This is a genomic window from Enterococcus sp. LJL51 (assembly GCF_049894025.1).
Classification (GTDB): domain Bacteria; phylum Bacillota; class Bacilli; order Lactobacillales; family Enterococcaceae; genus Enterococcus_L.
The window spans coordinates 35,050-51,568 of sequence record NZ_JBNEQE010000015.1; the positions used below are offsets into that span (position 1 = coordinate 35,050).

At 36.6% G+C, this 16,519-nt stretch carries 16 protein-coding genes; 3 read left to right on the forward strand and 13 right to left on the reverse strand.

The features are described 5' to 3' along the window. Positions 1-8: 8 nt before the first annotated feature. From ACPWSO_RS13370 to ACPWSO_RS13420, 11 genes are all read right to left on the reverse strand, one after another. Complete coding sequence (locus ACPWSO_RS13370) at positions 9-929, reverse strand: glycosyltransferase (RefSeq protein WP_426084076.1); 921 nt, start codon at positions 927-929, stop codon at positions 9-11. Next, entirely contained in the window at positions 926-2,086 is a 1,161-nt protein-coding gene (locus ACPWSO_RS13375; protein ID WP_426084077.1) for a glycosyltransferase, read from the reverse strand. Before ACPWSO_RS13375 ends, ACPWSO_RS13370 begins: the two co-directional genes overlap by 4 nt. A 95-nt stretch (positions 2,087-2,181) precedes the next feature. Further along, a complete protein-coding gene (locus ACPWSO_RS13380; RefSeq protein ID WP_426084078.1) occupies positions 2,182-2,811 on the reverse strand; it encodes a sugar transferase in 630 nt (209 codons plus the stop codon). Further along, complete coding sequence (locus tag ACPWSO_RS13385) at positions 2,804-3,886, reverse strand: DegT/DnrJ/EryC1/StrS family aminotransferase (RefSeq protein ID WP_426084126.1); 1,083 nt, start codon at positions 3,884-3,886, stop codon at positions 2,804-2,806. Before ACPWSO_RS13385 ends, ACPWSO_RS13380 begins: the two co-directional genes overlap by 8 nt. 29 nt (positions 3,887-3,915) lie before the next feature. Next, positions 3,916-4,557: an acetyltransferase gene (locus tag ACPWSO_RS13390; protein WP_426084079.1), complete on the reverse strand. Its 642-nt coding sequence runs from the start codon at positions 4,555-4,557 to the stop codon at positions 3,916-3,918. Between the two features lie 8 nt (positions 4,558-4,565). After that, on the reverse strand, positions 4,566-6,362 hold the full coding sequence (locus ACPWSO_RS13395; protein WP_426084080.1) for a polysaccharide biosynthesis protein: 1,797 nt from the start codon (positions 6,360-6,362) through the stop codon (positions 4,566-4,568). Positions 6,363-6,379: 17 nt separating this feature from the next. Further along, entirely contained in the window at positions 6,380-7,144 is a 765-nt protein-coding gene (locus tag ACPWSO_RS13400) for a tyrosine-protein phosphatase (RefSeq protein ID WP_426084081.1), read from the reverse strand. Between the two features lie 30 nt (positions 7,145-7,174). Further along, on the reverse strand, positions 7,175-7,867 hold the full coding sequence (locus ACPWSO_RS13405; RefSeq protein WP_426084082.1) for a CpsD/CapB family tyrosine-protein kinase: 693 nt from the start codon (positions 7,865-7,867) through the stop codon (positions 7,175-7,177). A gap of 11 nt (positions 7,868-7,878) precedes the next feature. After that, on the reverse strand, positions 7,879-8,670 hold the full coding sequence (locus ACPWSO_RS13410) for a YveK family protein (RefSeq protein ID WP_426084083.1): 792 nt from the start codon (positions 8,668-8,670) through the stop codon (positions 7,879-7,881). Between the two features lie 92 nt (positions 8,671-8,762). Continuing rightward, positions 8,763-9,731, reverse strand: coding sequence for a diaminopimelate epimerase (gene dapF / locus ACPWSO_RS13415; RefSeq protein ID WP_426084127.1), 969 nt, complete (start codon positions 9,729-9,731; stop codon positions 8,763-8,765). 110 nt (positions 9,732-9,841) lie between these two features. Next, positions 9,842-10,450, reverse strand: coding sequence for a superoxide dismutase (locus tag ACPWSO_RS13420; RefSeq protein ID WP_426084084.1), 609 nt, complete (start codon positions 10,448-10,450; stop codon positions 9,842-9,844). 391 nt (positions 10,451-10,841) lie between these two features. Here ACPWSO_RS13420 and ispG point away from each other — a divergent pair, with 391 nt between their 5' ends. Beyond that, a complete protein-coding gene (ispG, locus tag ACPWSO_RS13425) occupies positions 10,842-11,933 on the forward strand; it encodes a flavodoxin-dependent (E)-4-hydroxy-3-methylbut-2-enyl-diphosphate synthase (protein WP_426084085.1) in 1,092 nt (363 codons plus the stop codon). A 96-nt stretch (positions 11,934-12,029) separates the two neighbouring features. Beyond that, positions 12,030-12,992 carry a phosphoglycerate dehydrogenase gene (locus tag ACPWSO_RS13430; RefSeq protein ID WP_426084086.1) on the forward strand — a complete coding sequence of 321 codons (963 nt, stop codon included), beginning with the start codon at positions 12,030-12,032 and terminating at the stop codon, positions 12,990-12,992. A gap of 98 nt (positions 12,993-13,090) precedes the next feature. Here the strand turns inward: ACPWSO_RS13430 and ACPWSO_RS13435 are convergent, their stop codons facing one another. Further along, positions 13,091-14,026 (reverse strand): glycosyltransferase family 2 protein, encoded by a 936-nt coding sequence (locus tag ACPWSO_RS13435; protein WP_426084087.1) that lies wholly within the window; start codon positions 14,024-14,026, stop codon positions 13,091-13,093. Between the two features lie 273 nt (positions 14,027-14,299). Between ACPWSO_RS13435 and ACPWSO_RS13440 the strand changes: the two genes are divergently transcribed. After that, positions 14,300-15,790 carry a helix-turn-helix domain-containing protein gene (locus ACPWSO_RS13440; RefSeq protein WP_426084088.1) on the forward strand — a complete coding sequence of 497 codons (1,491 nt, stop codon included), beginning with the start codon at positions 14,300-14,302 and terminating at the stop codon, positions 15,788-15,790. A gap of 376 nt (positions 15,791-16,166) precedes the next feature. On the opposite strand, the gene ACPWSO_RS13445 is transcribed toward ACPWSO_RS13440, so the two are convergent. Then, entirely contained in the window at positions 16,167-16,475 is a 309-nt protein-coding gene (locus tag ACPWSO_RS13445) for a HesB/YadR/YfhF family protein (RefSeq protein ID WP_426084089.1), read from the reverse strand. Positions 16,476-16,519: the final 44 nt, after the last annotated feature.

The following is a 16,519-nucleotide window of genomic DNA, read 5'->3' on the forward strand; positions in this document are numbered from 1 at the left end:
CTTCTCAGTTAAAAAATCCCTAAAATTACAGAAAATTTAAATAACCATGTATTTAAGTGGGTATCTGTTACAAAATTTTTACTTTTAACCAAACGAAACCTATTTTTTAAACTGTCCCGATAAAAGACCACTTTTTTTAGTTCCGCCAGCTTTTCAGACTCAATTCGTTCTTTATAACACTCATATACTGAAATTGCTTGCTGCTGTCGTTCATTTTTTTGCTTAACTGCACTTTTCACTAATCGACGTATTCGTTTAAAGACATTTTTATTTGTATATCCTACATTATTGTATTCATGTTGTCGATAAAGCATCGTGGAATTCTCATCAAAATAAATGTTTCCGTTCAATGCTTCTGTAGTCAGCAATGTCCAATAATCATGCATTCGGATACTTTTAGGATTAGAAGTACAAAGAATATCTCTTAGAGTTTTATTGAAAAGCATTGTACAGCCTGAAGGAGAGCGGTCGATAATCGTTGCTTCTAATGTCAATGGTATATGTGCATGCATTTCTCTTTTAAAAAGAACATTAAGATTATTATCCACAACATCATAAGTTGAACAATATAAATTTGGCTGATCTACAGGATACGTTGAAAGCTTCTCACAAGCATTTTTCATTTTTTCAGGAAACCAAATATCATCTTGATCAGCATATGCATAAAAATCATAGTCATTTCCTGAATCTTTCAACGCTTTCAGAAAACTTCGAGCAGGACCTAAATTACTCCCATCTTTATAAAATCGTAGGGAATTTTTTTTACTACTTTCTTCGAGTATCTCCATAGTTCTATCTTGTGAACCATCGTCTCTAACCCAAACAGAAACATCCACCCCAGATTGGTTAAAAATACTATTAAGCTGCTCAGACAAATAATTTTCACCATTATAAGTAGACATTATAACTAAAACCTTGTAACCCATCATATTTCCTTTCCCATAGCCCCGTAGATATCTCTCATGAGTATATTTACTTTACTTTTGTCATATTCTTTAGCAATATTTTTATTATTTTCTGCTATTTTTTTTAGCTCCTCACTATTCTTATCAAATAGTTTGTGAATAGCGCCTGCAATTTCCTCACAATTTGTTGGATCAACAATAGTATATCCTGTCTTACCATCTTCTGTATAATCTTTAATGCCACCTAAAGCTGAACTTACCAAAGGAAGTCCAGCAGCCATAGCTTCTAATCCCGCTAAGCCAAGACCTTCTCGTCTAGATAAAAATAAGGAAATATCAGAAATAGCGTAGTAATTTTCAATAGCTGATTGATATCCTAAGAAAATCACTTGAGATGCAACATCTAGTCTTTCGGCTTCAGCTTTTAAATTTTCAAGCTCAGCACCGCTGCCACAAATCAAATAGATTATGTTTTCGTTATTTAATATCGATAAAGCATGAATACCTGCGATATGGTTTTTTCTTATAGTAAGTTCTCCAACAGAAATCATCACTTTTGACTTCTCTGATATGCGCAGTTCTTCTTTAATACTTTGAATTACTTCACTAGAAACTGGGTTGTAGTATTTTTCATAATCAATTCCTACTCCTGAAACTTTAAATAATTTCCCACATTTAAATTTCTTAGCCAAATTATAATCCTCATTATTAATAGTAATGAGAATATCCGTATATTTAGAAAGATATTTTTCTACTGGATAGAATAGCAGCCAGTCTTTTCGAGAGCCACCTTGAAAAAATTGAAATCCATGAGCCGTATAAATCACGGGAATTTTTACTTTTTTTGCCGCTAACCTTCCCAATACTCCACCAATTGGAGAATGACAATGCATAAAATCAATTTTATTTTCTTGTAAGATAGTCACTAGTTGTTTATAGCAGGAAATATTAGTTTTAATATCTCCAATACCACGTTTAAAATCAACCTGATGTGCAATAACTTCTAAATTTTCCAGTTTTCTTCTTAACTGGTTTAAGCTTTCTTCATCCATTATTCCTTTAATATTAAAATTACAGGCTACATGAACCGTATATCCCATACTTTGAAGAATTAAGATGTTTTCTATATTAAATTGACCAATCATTGATGGCGCCGAAGCAACTATCAGTACATTTTTCAAAACTTTCACCTCAACTAACTCAATTAATCATACCCACTGTTTTACTTGAAATAATATGTAATAATAATCAAAAAATTGGCCATCTATATAACCGATTAACAACCCTTTTTTGTTCCTTTAAATTTCTCAATGGTTACATGATCTGATGCATTAATATCTTCTTTTTTTATAACCTTTTTTATCGTTAAAAGGATAATCTTTATATCCTCAGAAAATGTTACATGACGGACATAATGAACATCTAACTTAAACTTTTCTTCCCAGCTAATTGCATTTCTACCATTTACTTGAGCCAATCCTGTTAGTCCAGGCCGAACATCATGCCGTTTGCACTGTTCCTCGTTGTACAGTGGTAAATACTCAACTAATAAAGGTCGTGGTCCGACAATTGCCATATCTCCTTTGAAAATATTCCAAAGCTCAGGCAATTCATCTAAACTGGTTGAGCGCAGAAATTTGCCAAACTTAGTTAGTCGAATATCATCCGGCAACAGCTCACCCTTTTCATCTCGCTCATCTGTCATCGTTCTAAACTTATACATAGAAAAAACTTTCTCATTTAGTCCTGGTCTTTGCTGTTTAAAAATTATAGGACCACCCAATTTTACTTTTACCAATAAAGCAACAATTAAATATATAGGACTCAACACTACTAGTGCTATAGCAGATAATAAACAATCTAACAAACGCTTAACCCATTTTCCATATGCTCCCTGTTTAGTCACCAGCCAACACCTTCTTGATAATCTTCACTACCCGTTCAAGATCTTCATCTGTCATTTTAGTATCTGAAGGGAGACAAACGCCGGTTTCAAACAGCGTCTGCGAAACCTTGTCACCAAAATAATCATACTCTTCAAAATAAGGCTGCATATGCATTGGCTTCCAAATTGGTCGTGATTCAATATCATCTTCAGCAAGTGCATCCATTATTTCTTCCGGAGCAACTCCTTTAAGCGTGATACAGCTCAGCCAAAAGTTTGGCTGATTCCATTCATTTTCTGGCATGAATGACACTTGTTCAAACGCTTCAAGTTCTTTTTTATAAAACTGGTAAATCTCATTTTTCTTTTTTACTCGATCAGCTAAAATTTTTAACTGTCCCCGGCCAATGCCAGCAACAATATTACTCATGCGATAATTGTATCCCAATTCACTATGCTGATAATGTCTTGCCTGATCCCTTGATTGAGTGGCCCAGAATCGTGCTTTATCAATCGCTTCCTTGTCATTTGAAACTAACATACCACCACCAGATGTGGTAATAATTTTGTTCCCATTAAATGAATAAATACCATATTTTCCAAATGTTCCAGTTGCCTTATCTTTATATGTAGTTCCCAGTGACTCTGCAGCATCTTCAATCAATGTCACACCATATTCATCACAAATTGCTTGAATTTCATCAATGGCAGCCGACAAACCATATAAGTGTACCACAATCACTGCTTTGGTCTGAGGATATTTTTCTAATGCCTTTCTCAGATAAACAGGATCCATATTCCATGTCGCAAAGTCACTATCAATAAAAACGGGTATCGCGCCCTGATAAATAATAGGATTAGCAGTAGCTGAGAAAGTTAACGACTGACATAAAACAATATCTCCTTTATCTACTCCAGTGTCCTTTAGCGCCAAGTGAATAGCAGCTGTCCCTGAAGATAACGCTGCAGCATGATCGATATTTACCAAATCAGCCAGCTCTTCTTCAAACTTATTTACATTCTCTCCTAATGGAGCAATCCAATTTGTGTCAAAAGCTTCTTGTACAAAAGCTTGCTCATAACCTTCATCACTCATATGAGGTGAAGCTAAAAGAATTTTTTTAGTCACTTTTTCTTCATCTCCCTTATTGCTTTAGCTGGAACTCCTACAACTTTATTTCCATCAGCAATTTCATTTATTACTACACTTCCTGCACCAATAATAACTGATTCGCCAATGTTTATATTTTGTATTATTTGACTTCCTACTCCTAATTGTATTTTGTTATCAAGATTAACATTTCCAGATATATTTACAGAAGGGTAAATGGAATTAAAATCACCGACACTTACATCATGCCCAATTGTACAACCAATATTTACTGCATTGAAGTCTCCGATAACGATGTCTTCTGTTAATGTTGTATACGCCATGATTACATTACCCTTTCCTAATTTCACAGACTTACCCATCAAGACACTTGGATCAATAAGATTTGGAAATACTAATTCTCCATTTTTCTCTCGAAAATATCGGTTATATATATCTTCTTTAAATTGTGGACTTGATATTCCAAAGACTACATGGGTTCCTACAGGCAATTGGCCAGCTTCAGCAATGCCCCCAAGTACGGGTTTACCGCACACTACTTCCCCAACTTTATTATCGTCTAAAAACCCCAACAGTTCATATTCAGAAAGTCGCTCAACAAGAAAACATACTTCTTTCCCATGCCCACCAGCACCTATTATTATAAGCTTTTTCATTATAGTCCTCACTTACTCGATTCATTGGCAAATTTTACCAACTCTTTACTCAATTTCTCAGAATTTTTTGGTAAATGTTCAACAAACTCCATTACTTCTTCAATTGAAAAGCCATTTACATTCCCTATAAAGATTTTCTCATAGACTTGTTTTGAATTTTTCTCTTTACTTACTAACAATTCTTCATACAATTTCTCTCCTGGACGAATACCAGTTTCTATAATTTCAATTTCGCCTTCCTGATAACCACTCAGCTGAATGATATTCTTGGCTAAATCATAAATCCTAACTGGCTCTCCCATATCCAGAATAAAAATTTCTCCGCCGTTTGCCAAAGCCCCAGCTTGAATAACCAAACGGCTAGCTTCCGGAATCGTCATAAAATATCTAGTCATCCGAAAATCGGTAACTGTTACTGGTCCCCCACGACTTATTTGTTCTTCAAAAACAGGAATCACACTACCGCGGCTGCCCAATACATTTCCAAAGCGAACAGCACAAAACTTGGTACAGCCTTCTTCATTCATACCTGTAACAATCATCTCAGCAATTCGTTTCGTTGCACCCATAACATTCGGCGGATTTACTGCTTTATCTGTTGAAATCATAACAAAGTTTTCAACTCCACACTCTTTGGCGGCCTCAGCAACATTCTTTGTACCGTACACATTGTTTTTCACTGCTTCAATCGGGTTGTATTCCATTAACGGAACATGTTTATGAGCGGCTGCGTGATAGACAGTGTCCGGTTTGTATATACTCATCACGTCTACTAACCGTTGTTTGTCCTGAATATCAGCAATAATTGGAATAATCTCTGTCAGTTTATTAGGATATTTATTGGTAAGCTCCTTATGAATCAAATAAATTGAATTCTCTCCATGCCCCAATAAAATAAGCTTCTTAGGGTTAAAACGCATCAGCTGCCGACAAATCTCCGAACCAATTGATCCCCCAGCACCTGTCACCAAAATTATCTTGTTTGTAATTTTCCCCTTTAGCTGATTCATATCCAGCTTAACTTCTTCTCTCCCCAACAAATCTACTACATTTATTTGTTTTAATCGAGAGATGGTGATATTGCCCGAAGCTACCTCTTCTAATGCCGGCATAGCATTAACAGGCAAACCAAGAGGCGTTACAATATCCAAAATCCTTTGTAACTCCTCTTTCTTTAAAGAAGGAATCGCTATTGTCAGCATCTCAACATTGTACTCCTCAACAATTTGAGGAATATCGGTTGTTTTTCCTAAGACCTTTACGCCAGATAAGTACATTCTATATTTATCAGATGCGTCATCAATAAACCCAACGACTTGTATGTCTCTGCTAGTTGTTGAAGTGCTCAGACTTGAAAGCAATATTCGACCGCCTTCTCCAGCACCAATGATTAACGTTTTCTTAGCTTTAGGATTGACACCACGCTTCCCGTTACGCCACTCGATAAATAAACGCCATACTAACCGACTTGATATAATAATAAAAGTGGTGATTAGATAAGTTAGCAACAAAAAACGACGGCTTTCTCTAAAAAGAATGATTCCTTCCAAAAGAAGACTGATACTTGTAGCAAAAAAAATCGCAATCATTTCTCTTAAATTAGTGAAACGATTGATTCGAGTAAAAATTTTAAAAACAAAACCAAATATTATGTAAAAAAACAATTGTAACAATGTACTAACAAATACAAAATCTGTTGAAATATGAATGTAAGGCATCATATAAAAATACGTAAATATATTTGCCCCAATAATGATGATAGAATCTATTGATACTAGCATCAATAATTTCTGGATTCTCGACATACCACTAGCCACTCTTTCTAAAACAATCGGAATTTCTTCCGTTTAATCTCCTTAAATGCAGGTCTTGCTATTTCGTCTCCATTCAATACATCCCGTGCGCAAAACTCCATTGCAGTTACTTTTCTCTTGCCAAAATCTTGTTCAATTGCTTTAAATGCCCGTTGCATAAAAAAACTGCGTCTTTTTGTATTATGAGCATCAGAGGCCATCATCTGCACCAGATTATGTTCCACCATCAGCTTAGCAGCTTGTTCAATCTCTCTACCAAAGACACCTAGATAACTTGGTGCTGTTAATTGAGCCAATGCCCCCATTTGAATAAATGGGATAAGTCGGTTAGGATCTTCAATAAAAGTACTGTTACGTTCTGGATGAACAATGATTGGACGATGTCCTCTTTGGGTTAACTCAAAAAAAATTGGTTCAGTGTACTCTGGGATTCCCTCAAAAGGAAACTCTATTAGTATATATTTATCATTCAAATCCGCAAAAAGTATATCCCCATCTTGAATCTGTTGAAGTAACTTTTCAGTAATATGTACTTCCTGTCCTTCATATAAAGTTAAAGGAATTCCACGTAAATCTAAAACCCCCTGAAGCTCCCTAACTTTTAAAATAACTTGGGCAGCTGGATTATTGTAGCTGCCGTTGTTATGATGTGGAGTACAAAGGATATGCTCAATTCCTTGTGCTACGGCTGTTTCAGCCATAGCAATAGAATCTTCCAACGTTTGAGCGCCATCATCTATCCCTGGCAAAATATGGCAATGCAAATCAATCATTCTACTCGCCTACCTTTGTTCTTGTTTCTCTTACCCGTAATAATAGCCTTGTTCAGTCATATTTCTGGCACCATTATATACAACACCCAAAATATTGGCATCAACATAATTCAGTAAACTTTTCGCTTTTCTCAACGCCTCACGATTGGACACATCTTCTCTAGCTACTACAATCGTTCCATCTGCTTTAGATGACAAAATCTGAGCATCTGTAACTGTTACAACTGGAGGCATATCAAAAATAATTAAATCGTAGCTATGCTTTAGTTCCTCAATCAAGCGGCTCATTCGAGCAGATCCAAGCAATTCTGAAGGATTTGGCGGTTTAGGTCCACTAGGTAAAATATGAAGATTATCTACTCCTGACCTCTGAATAATTTCTTGAATATTCACCTGCCGCTTTCCTAAGATACTGCTTAAACCATTTACATTAGATAAATTAAATGTTTTGGCTACTGTTGGTTTTCGCAAATCTGCATCCACCAGCAGAACTTTCTTTCCGGAATCAGCAAAGACAACAGCCAGATTAGCTGAAGTAGTCGATTTCCCTTCACCCGGACCAGATGAAGTGATTACTAAGGTGTGTAAATCATGATCTATCATGGAATACTGAATATTTGTACGAATTGTCCGATACTGTTCTGAAACGGGAGACGCTTTGTCTGCTAGAGTAATCAGACTAACGCCTTTTTCTGTATCTTGTTTTTTCATATTATTTTTCATTCGCTTTTCTCCTATAATCTTGTTCGAGTTCTACGTAATGGCTGCTGCCCATTTTCTTTTGGTGCATTTTCCTGAAGCTCATCATTCTGTTCAGAAGTAATTCTCGATATTTTTACATTCAACTCTTTGGCCGACATATTTGGCACAACTCCTAGTATTGGTAACTCCAAATCCTCAGAAATAAAGTGTTCATCTTTTAGCGAACGATCAAATAATTCAATTAGAAACGCACATAGAATCCCCGCTAATAAGCCGCCTAGCAATCCAATCGCCAAATTCAACTTATTATTGGGTGAAACAGGAATGACATTAGCTGAGGCGTTAGAAATAATCGTAATTTTGTCAACATTTAATGTGTTCAACGCAGTGTCTTTAAAAACCGTAGACGTCTGATTGGCTATTTGCTCCGATAGAATTGGATCATCCGTGGTTGAACTAATCGAAAACATTTGAGAGTTTTGAGACTGCTTTACTTGTAAACTTGCTTTCAAACTTTCAATAGTTATTTCCTGATTGTATTCTTCTTTCATTTTCTGTTGAACAGCACTTAAGACTGTGTCACTAGTGATTAAATCCATATATGTATTAATCATCTGTAGATTAGCATTAATATCATTTACATTATTTATTTCTCCCTGAGGCAACCGAACAATTAACTGCGCCTGAGAACTGTATTTGGGTGCAATTACTAAAAAAGTAAGCACTCCCGCAGCAGTAACTCCTACGATGATTCCAAAGATTATCAAAAACAGCCGCTTTCTTAAAATTCTAAATATATCTTTCAAACTTATTGTCTCTTCCATTTTTTCCTCCTGGTTACTGCTAATATTTCTAATTAGCGGAAAATAATTTATTCTAACCTCAAATTATACACTTATTCATACTTTTTACCATACTATATTATACTTTTTATAAATTCAAGATACGCCGTTTGCTCATCCGTTTCTTCAATTATAAGCTTATTAAAGGTTTCATCAAGCAATGCTGGTAAGGTTCCGTTAATCCGATGGGTAATTGTTGCATTTCCTATTAGCTCCATCCAGTAACCTCCGTCTCCGGTTTCATGGACAACGGTCTGAACCATTCCTCCCGTATTTTTCACGGTAATCTTTTCACAAAAGCGTCTGGAATACAGCAGCGCATACATTAAGCTGCTTGCACACATAGCTGTTCCACAGGCGCTGGTTAAGCCGACACCTCGCTCATACGTCCGCACAAACAATTTGTTTTCGGCAACTACTTCAACAAAACTAACATTAATGCCATCGAGAAAAATTGGATTTTCGCCATTGACATAAGCTGCAATCCGCTCTAATTCTCCATCATACAGTCCCTTATGATCAACAAACGCAATTAAATGGGGATTGGGTACAGAAACTACTGAAAAGTGCAAAGTATTAGAAAGCTCTGGAATCATCTTGTCAATTATGGTTTGTTGGGAATAAATCATAGGGACAGCATCCTTGTCAAAGCTGACCGGTGATATTTCTACCTGATAAGCAGGCACGCCTTCTGCAAAGCTGTCTGTTTTTCCAACCTTTAAATCAGCAAACATTGTTTCTATTGAAAAGAATTCCTTTTGGTAGCTATCAGAGAGGTATCTAGCTACTGTGCGCAATCCATTGCCGCACATACTTGCTTCGCTTCCATCTCTGTTTATAACACGCATTTTAGCCAGACTTGTTCCTTTACTCACATTTTCTATAAGCAGAATTCCATCCGCTCCGCCTAAAAGCCCTGTTTCACGGTCGCACAGATTGATTCTTAGCTGCTCAATCTCTGAGCTTGTCAGCGGTTTTGAAAGCTTTCTTTCATCTAAAATAAAAAAATCATTACCCGATCCATGTACTTTATACAAAGACACATTCAATTTAAGAAACCTCCCTTTTCCTGAGAACACTCCAACTACTAGTATGCCATAAAAAAAAAGAGGAGAACAGTAATTTTTTTACTTCTCCTCTTTTTTATTAATTTTTATTTTGCATTCTTTAGATTTTCATTTACTTTATCCCAATTTACAACATTCCAAAATGCAGCAATATAATCAGGACGTACATTTTTATACTTCAAATAATATGCGTGTTCCCAAACATCTAAACCTAAAACAGGTTTCTTGCCTTCCATTAAAGGAGAGTCCTGATTTGGTGTTGATGTGATTTCAAGCTTACCGTTATTAACAATTAACCAAGCCCAGCCTGAACCGAAACGTCCAGTCGCTGCAGTTTTGAATTCTTCTTTAAACGCCTCAAAGCTTCCAAATGCTTCATCAATGGCTGTTTTGATATCCCCAGTCGGTTCTCCACCGCCATTAGGTCCCATAATTTCCCAGAAAAATGTATGATTTGCATGGCCGCCGCCATTGTTTCTCACAACACCGCGGATATCTTCTGGAATACTATCTAAATCAGCAATTAATGCTTCAACCGATTTCTCGCCCAATTCAGGATGCTTCTCAATTGCACCATTCAAGTTGGTTACATAGGTATTATGATGCTTGTCATGGTGCAAATGCATCGTTTCTGTGTCAATGTTTGGTTCCAAAGCATCGTAAGCATAAGGTAAATCTGGTAGTTTATAAGTCATCTTAAATCTCCTCCAAAATCAATGTTTTAAACTCTATACAATATCAGCATAACAAACTTGAAGCCAACCTTCAAAATAATTGCTTACAAACACTCTTTTTTCCACGTTTTTTTTGCTTTCCTGCACTATACAGGGAAAAATACTAAAAAATAACTTCAACTCCTCTCAAAAAAACTCAATTTTTCCAGTTAAATATAAGCCATCACTTCAATTTCTTCTTTTTCTTAGCACAATTTTAAACATTTTTATAGTTCTTCTTTTGCCGGAATATGTTACTATTGTTTATTGATAAACGGAAAATACTATATTTTAGAATACATTGTCTGTTTCATAAGCATTTGATTCAGCTGCTTCACCCCATTCCATTAGACAAGGTAAAGGAGAGAGATTCATGAAGAAGATGGTTCATCGAAAGAATACTCGCCCGGTAAAGGTTGGCGACTTAACAATTGGCGGAAGTAATGAATTGTTCATTCAAAGTATGTGCACAACAAAAACGCACGATGTAGAAGGAACTGTTGCTCAGATTTTGGAATTAGAAGAAGCTGGCTGTCAGATTGTGCGGGTGGCTGTTCCTGATGAAGCAGCAGCAAATGCATTAGGTGCGATAAAAAAACAAATCCATATTCCTTTAGTTGCTGATATCCATTTTGATTATCGGTTAGCCTTGAAAGCAATTGAGCAGGGCGTCGACAAAATCAGGATTAACCCCGGAAATATCGGCCGGAAAGACCGGGTTGAAAAAGTTGTTGCTGCCTGCAAAGAAAAAGGGATTCCAATCAGAATCGGTGTCAACGCCGGCTCGTTAGAAAAGAAATTTCTTCAACAATATGGCTATCCTACTGCTGAAGCAATGGTGGCCAGTGCTATAGAACATATTAAAATCTTAGAAGATTTGGATTTTTATGATATCATCGTATCTTTAAAAGCCAGTGATGTGAACCTTGCCATTGATGCTTATTCTCTGGCGGCAGAAAGCTTTGACTACCCGCTTCATTTAGGTATTACTGAGGCTGGCACACAGTTTTCCGGCGGGATTAAGTCGGCTGCCGGGCTGGGCGCTCTTCTTTCTCGAGGAATCGGAAATACTTGTCGTGTGTCTCTTTCTGCTGATCCTGTAGAAGAAATAAAGGTGGCTAGAGAAGTTCTAAAAGCCTTTGGCTTAGCAAGTAATGCTGCAACTCTAATCTCCTGTCCAACCTGCGGACGGATTGAAATCGATTTGATTCCGATTGCTAATGAAATCGAAGCTTATATCGAAAAAATCAAGGCACCCATCAAAGTAGCCGTTCTAGGCTGTGCAGTGAACGGTCCGGGAGAAGCCAGAGAAGCAGATATCGGTATTGCAGGCGGTCAAGGAAAAGGGATGCTTTTCAAAAAAGGAAAGATTATCCGAACTGTTCCAGAGGAAATCATGGTAGAGGAACTAAAAAAAGAGGTAGACCTATTAGCTGAAGCCTATGCCCGTGGTGAAGAAATATAAAATAGAGATGCATTCTTCTTTCCAAGAAGAGTGCATTTTTTGTTTGTTTTCGCTATTCTTTGTTACAATGATACTAGCGAAGGGGAGGATATTATCATGGGAAAACCAATTATTTTTCTTCAGGAAAAGCTTAAGCCTGAACAAATTAAACGAATCACAGAAACTGCTGAAAACTATCTTGTGCTTGATTCGTCAACTGACTCTCAAACGTTTAACGAAGAGGATATAGCTATTATGCTCGGCTGGAACAAGGAAATAGGCCCTCGTCTATTAGCGAATCCGCATAGTCAGCTCCAATGGGTACAGTCTATTTCGGCAGGAGTTGATTCTTTTGATTTGGCTGCTTTTCAGAACAAAAATATCTTATTATCTAACGGCAGCGGTATTCACAGTGTTTCCATAACTGAGCATGTATTAGGTGTTTTATTATCCGAATATCGAGGATTGCGCAGTGCAGTCATTGATCAAAAGAAAAACGCATGGAGCCGGTCTACCAGTAAAATACGGCAGCTTTCAGGTCAAAAAATGTTAATTGTGGGCACTGGAAAAATCGGACAACAGCTGGCTGCATTTGCTCAAGGATTAAAAATACAGACATACGGCATCAATTCAACGGGGCATCCATCATCTGGCTTTTTGGAATGTTACTCACAAAAAAATATGAGTCGAATTATTCAGGACATGGATATTGTTGTTAATATTTTACCGTTAACAGAGGAAACGTATTATTTATACGATGAAGCTATGTTTAATGCAATGAAAAAAGGAGTTGTTTTTATCAATGTGGGAAGAGGACCTTCGGTCAAAACAACAGATTTGCTCTCCGCTCTCAATAATGAACAAATTAGTTTTGCCGCACTGGATGTTTTTGAAGAAGAACCATTACCCAAAGACTCTCCATTATGGACACTAGATAATGTTCTGATTACCCCGCATATTTCAGGTATGACTGCCGGCTTTAAAGAAAAGTTAACCAGAATATTTTTGAGCAATTTAAAAAGTTTTATTGAAGCTGGAAAACTTGAAAAAAATCAAGTCGACCTTACAAAAGGTTATTAAACTATCCCACAACTATGATTGCTAATCCCTTTACTCGACAACTTATATAATAAAAGCCATCCGCAGTTTCCTGTTGGATGGCTTTGCTTCTTTTACAATTATAATAGATTGTTTTCCTCAGTTTCCTTTACGATATACGCAGGTCTATTTTTTGTCTCCATAAATATCTTTCCGATATATTTCCCTATAATTCCTAAGCACAACAGCTGTAGTCCGCCGACAAATAGGAAAATACAAACCATTGAGGGCCAGCCGCTCGTCGGGTCACCATACATCAATGTGCGGAACAAGATAACCAGCATCGCAATTACCGAGCCAAAACATGACAACGCACCCACATATGAAGCAATGTTCAATGGAACTTCAGAAAAATTGATGATACCGTCTATCGAATAGCTCAATAGACTCCAAAAAGACCACGATGTCTCGCCTGCTACGCGTTCCCTGTTTTCATAAGAAAGATACTTTGTGTTAAACCCCACCCAGCTAAAAATCCCTTTTGAAAAACGGTTATATTCAGTCAGTTCAAGAATGCTGTCCACCATTTGGCGTGTCATCAGGCGAAAATCACGTGCACCGTCTACCATCTCAGTTTCGCCAATCTTATTAATCAATTTGTAAAACATGCGGGCAAAAAAACTACGGATAGCCGGTTCTCCATCCCTCGTTGCTCTTCGCGTACCCACGCAGTCTATATCTTCTGTTTCAATCAGCCGAATCATCTCCGGCAGTAATTCAGGCGGATCTTGTAAATCTGCATCCATGACTGTTACCAGTTCGCCTTTTGCAGATTGTAAACCAGCATACAAACCAGCTTCTTTGCCAAAATTTCTAGAAAACGATATGTACCTAACCTTTTGGGGATAAGAACGATGCAATTCTCTTAAACAAGACAAGGTACTATCTTTTGACCCATCATTCACAAATATATATTCAATTTCATGGTCGATTTGCTGACTAACTTTTTCTACTTCCTTAAAGAAAGCTGGAATGGACTCCTCTTCATTATAACAAGGAATAACTATCGATAACATTTTCTCTTTCCTCCTACAACGGTCTTCTATTTATTATAACATACCATAAACGTAGATAAATACAACATATTAAATAACTAGCGTATTATTAAATAAAATGAAAAAATAGCGATATAACTTCCCTATAAATAGGCTTGTTATTTATTTATTTTTATATAAAAAACAAATTTTTCTGAAATAAGTGTTGTATTTATCCGTTTTCATGGGTATTATATATATGTAGTGAATAATAAAAAATAATTTACTTGATAACTATTTATAAAGGAGATAAATATGCTTGAAACAATTGCATTAGATGATTTTGCTGTAAAAAAGCTGGAAATGTTTCATCAACTATTTGATTTTGATGATGGTGTTTATTCCCCCCGCTTCTTTAAGCAGTATTCAGAGTTTTCCTATGCCAGATTAATCTCTTTATTTTCAGAAATGAATGAAGACTTTCAGCAGCAGGCTGATTTCTCCCTTCTTTCCGAAGATGGTAAAGTCGTAATTGATAAAGAGGAGCTAATAAAAATTCCCTATCAACAATTCCTTTTCCAGGAAAGCATTGCTTATAAATTTTTATTAGCCGCAATCCTTGAGAAAAATTATCGGCTTGAAGACTTTTGTGAAGAAAATTACATAAGTAGAGCTTCTGTTCTGCGTAGACTAAATCCTCTCATTAACTATCTTAAAAAATTTGATATCCAAATCAACTGCTCCAAAATGAAAATCACCGGAAATGAAGCGATTATTCGAATCGTATATTTCAACTTTTTCTGGCTGACTTCCTTTGGAGAAGATTTTTTTGTTGCACTTGATGAAAAAAAACGTGGACCAGAATTATTCGACTTCAGCGATAAACAGCTGATGAAATATGTAGAACCACGCCAATGGTTTCTGTTAACCTCTATTAACCGGCTGCGTCTTGAAAAGGCTCATTATTTGGATGAAACACCATTTGATCAGTTGGTTTACCCCGAAACCAACCTTTCCTATTTTGATGAGCTGAAGCAGTTAGGCGTTTCCGCTGAATTCCGCTCACGAGAATGTGATTTTCTGTCTTATATGCTCTTTTACTGGATTCCCTATTTCCACTTTGATGATCCTCGCATCCCGTATGTACGCTCTTATATGCTCAGCGATAACCACCCACTGGATGACTTGATTGACCGTTTCCAATTTTTCTATAGCCATTCACTTGGCGATCTCTCTCTCACTAATGAGGAGAAAGAGCTACTACATATTAACATTTTTACTACTGTGCTTAATCATGCAATTAGAGAAAATACACTACCCCTTGCTGTTGATTTTTCTTTTGATTTGTTCAAAGGTCATCATCCATTATTTGAACCTTTATTCAAGAATATTCAAAGTTTTCTAAGGTCAACTGCCCAAATGGAACAGTATCAGTGGCTTATCAACTGCATTGACCATTTATCTTACACATGTGCAGTATTTTTACTTCCATATGTTGAAAGAAGCAGGAAAAATCATTTACTTCGCGTAGGTATTATTCTGTTTCAAAATGCTATCGTCTCTCAATCACTGTTCGAGTATTTATCAAAAATCCCCTTTGTTGATGTCGATTTGATTACCTCATCTGCAAAAAAGGATTATGATTTCTACATAGCCACCTCTCCTCTCCTGCTGCCAAAAAGCGTAAGAAGGAAGGGAAACTTTAAATTAATTACATTGACTGAGATGGAAAATTACCAAAAAATTCTTTTTTCTACCCTACAGGAAAAGTATACAGAAAAAACCAATAAATTTATTGCCGGCTGAGTAAATTATAGGGAAACTTAAACAAACCGTTTCTTGTTCTTTCATTATCCCAAAATCACCAGCAACAATACTTTAAAAGTAAAGATAGGACTGGAGCTTAGTCATATGACTAAGCTCCAGTCCTAAAAAAATATTAAATAGCGTTTCATTGTTCTTATATTCCTGAAACGTACTGTCGTAAGAAGCATAGACAGCAAAGCAAGCTCCGTGGGATTAAGCAGGAATCAATCAAAAATAGCAGCAGCTATTTTCGGATAATTCCAGTTTAATCTCGGAGCTTTATATTTTTTGCATTCTCATTTTCTGTATCTGAAATGAAGTGAATTAACATCTATTCAAAATAGAAAATCAATCGTCCGCAAGAATAGATACCTACTTACCCTTCAAAATCATCATTTTTTTCAAAATGGTAGCTCGGTTCGTCCATTTTGGCATTATAGTCTACAAGCAAGTCATAGCCTTTAAAGAACCAATCATCGGTTTCTTCAACAAAGTATAGTCTGCCTGCTTCATTAACCTCTATTAGCGGCGTCTCTGGGGTATCAACAGACATCCCAACTGAAAAACCTTCATGGACATCGGTTTTCCCGTAGACCTTCCCATAAAAGCGAATCCCCATCCCTGAGGCAACATCGATTTCCCCTTCAAACCATTTCTGAGCACGAGGTGTTATCGTCAGTTTCATCATCATTCCTCCCTACCAAACCATTGTAGCATACGGCACAGTAG

Excerpts from the sequence above, each read along its gene's own strand:
- ACPWSO_RS13385 (WP_426084126.1), bottom strand. The coding sequence starts at position 3,886 with ATGAGTGATGAAGGTTATGAGCAAGCTTTTGTACAAGAAGCTTTTGAC.
- ACPWSO_RS13410 (WP_426084083.1), bottom strand. The coding sequence starts at position 8,670 with ATGGAAGAGACAATAAGTTTGAAAGATATATTTAGAATTTTAAGAAAG.
- ACPWSO_RS13395 (WP_426084080.1), bottom strand. The coding sequence starts at position 6,362 with ATGTCGAGAATCCAGAAATTATTGATGCTAGTATCAATAGATTCTATC.
- ACPWSO_RS13400 (WP_426084081.1), bottom strand. The coding sequence starts at position 7,144 with ATGATTGATTTGCATTGCCATATTTTGCCAGGGATAGATGATGGCGCT.
- ACPWSO_RS13405 (WP_426084082.1), bottom strand. The coding sequence starts at position 7,867 with ATGAAAAATAATATGAAAAAACAAGATACAGAAAAAGGCGTTAGTCTG.
- ACPWSO_RS13370 (WP_426084076.1), bottom strand. The coding sequence starts at position 929 with ATGATGGGTTACAAGGTTTTAGTTATAATGTCTACTTATAATGGTGAA.
- ACPWSO_RS13440 (WP_426084088.1), top strand. The coding sequence starts at position 14,300 with ATGCTTGAAACAATTGCATTAGATGATTTTGCTGTAAAAAAGCTGGAA.
- ACPWSO_RS13390 (WP_426084079.1), bottom strand. The coding sequence starts at position 4,557 with ATGAAAAAGCTTATAATAATAGGTGCTGGTGGGCATGGGAAAGAAGTA.
- ACPWSO_RS13420 (WP_426084084.1), bottom strand. The coding sequence starts at position 10,450 with ATGACTTATAAACTACCAGATTTACCTTATGCTTACGATGCTTTGGAA.
- ACPWSO_RS13445 (WP_426084089.1), bottom strand. The coding sequence starts at position 16,475 with ATGAAACTGACGATAACACCTCGTGCTCAGAAATGGTTTGAAGGGGAA.
- ACPWSO_RS13430 (WP_426084086.1), top strand. The coding sequence starts at position 12,030 with ATGGGAAAACCAATTATTTTTCTTCAGGAAAAGCTTAAGCCTGAACAA.
- ispG (WP_426084085.1), top strand. The coding sequence starts at position 10,842 with ATGAAGAAGATGGTTCATCGAAAGAATACTCGCCCGGTAAAGGTTGGC.
- ACPWSO_RS13435 (WP_426084087.1), bottom strand. The coding sequence starts at position 14,026 with ATGTTATCGATAGTTATTCCTTGTTATAATGAAGAGGAGTCCATTCCA.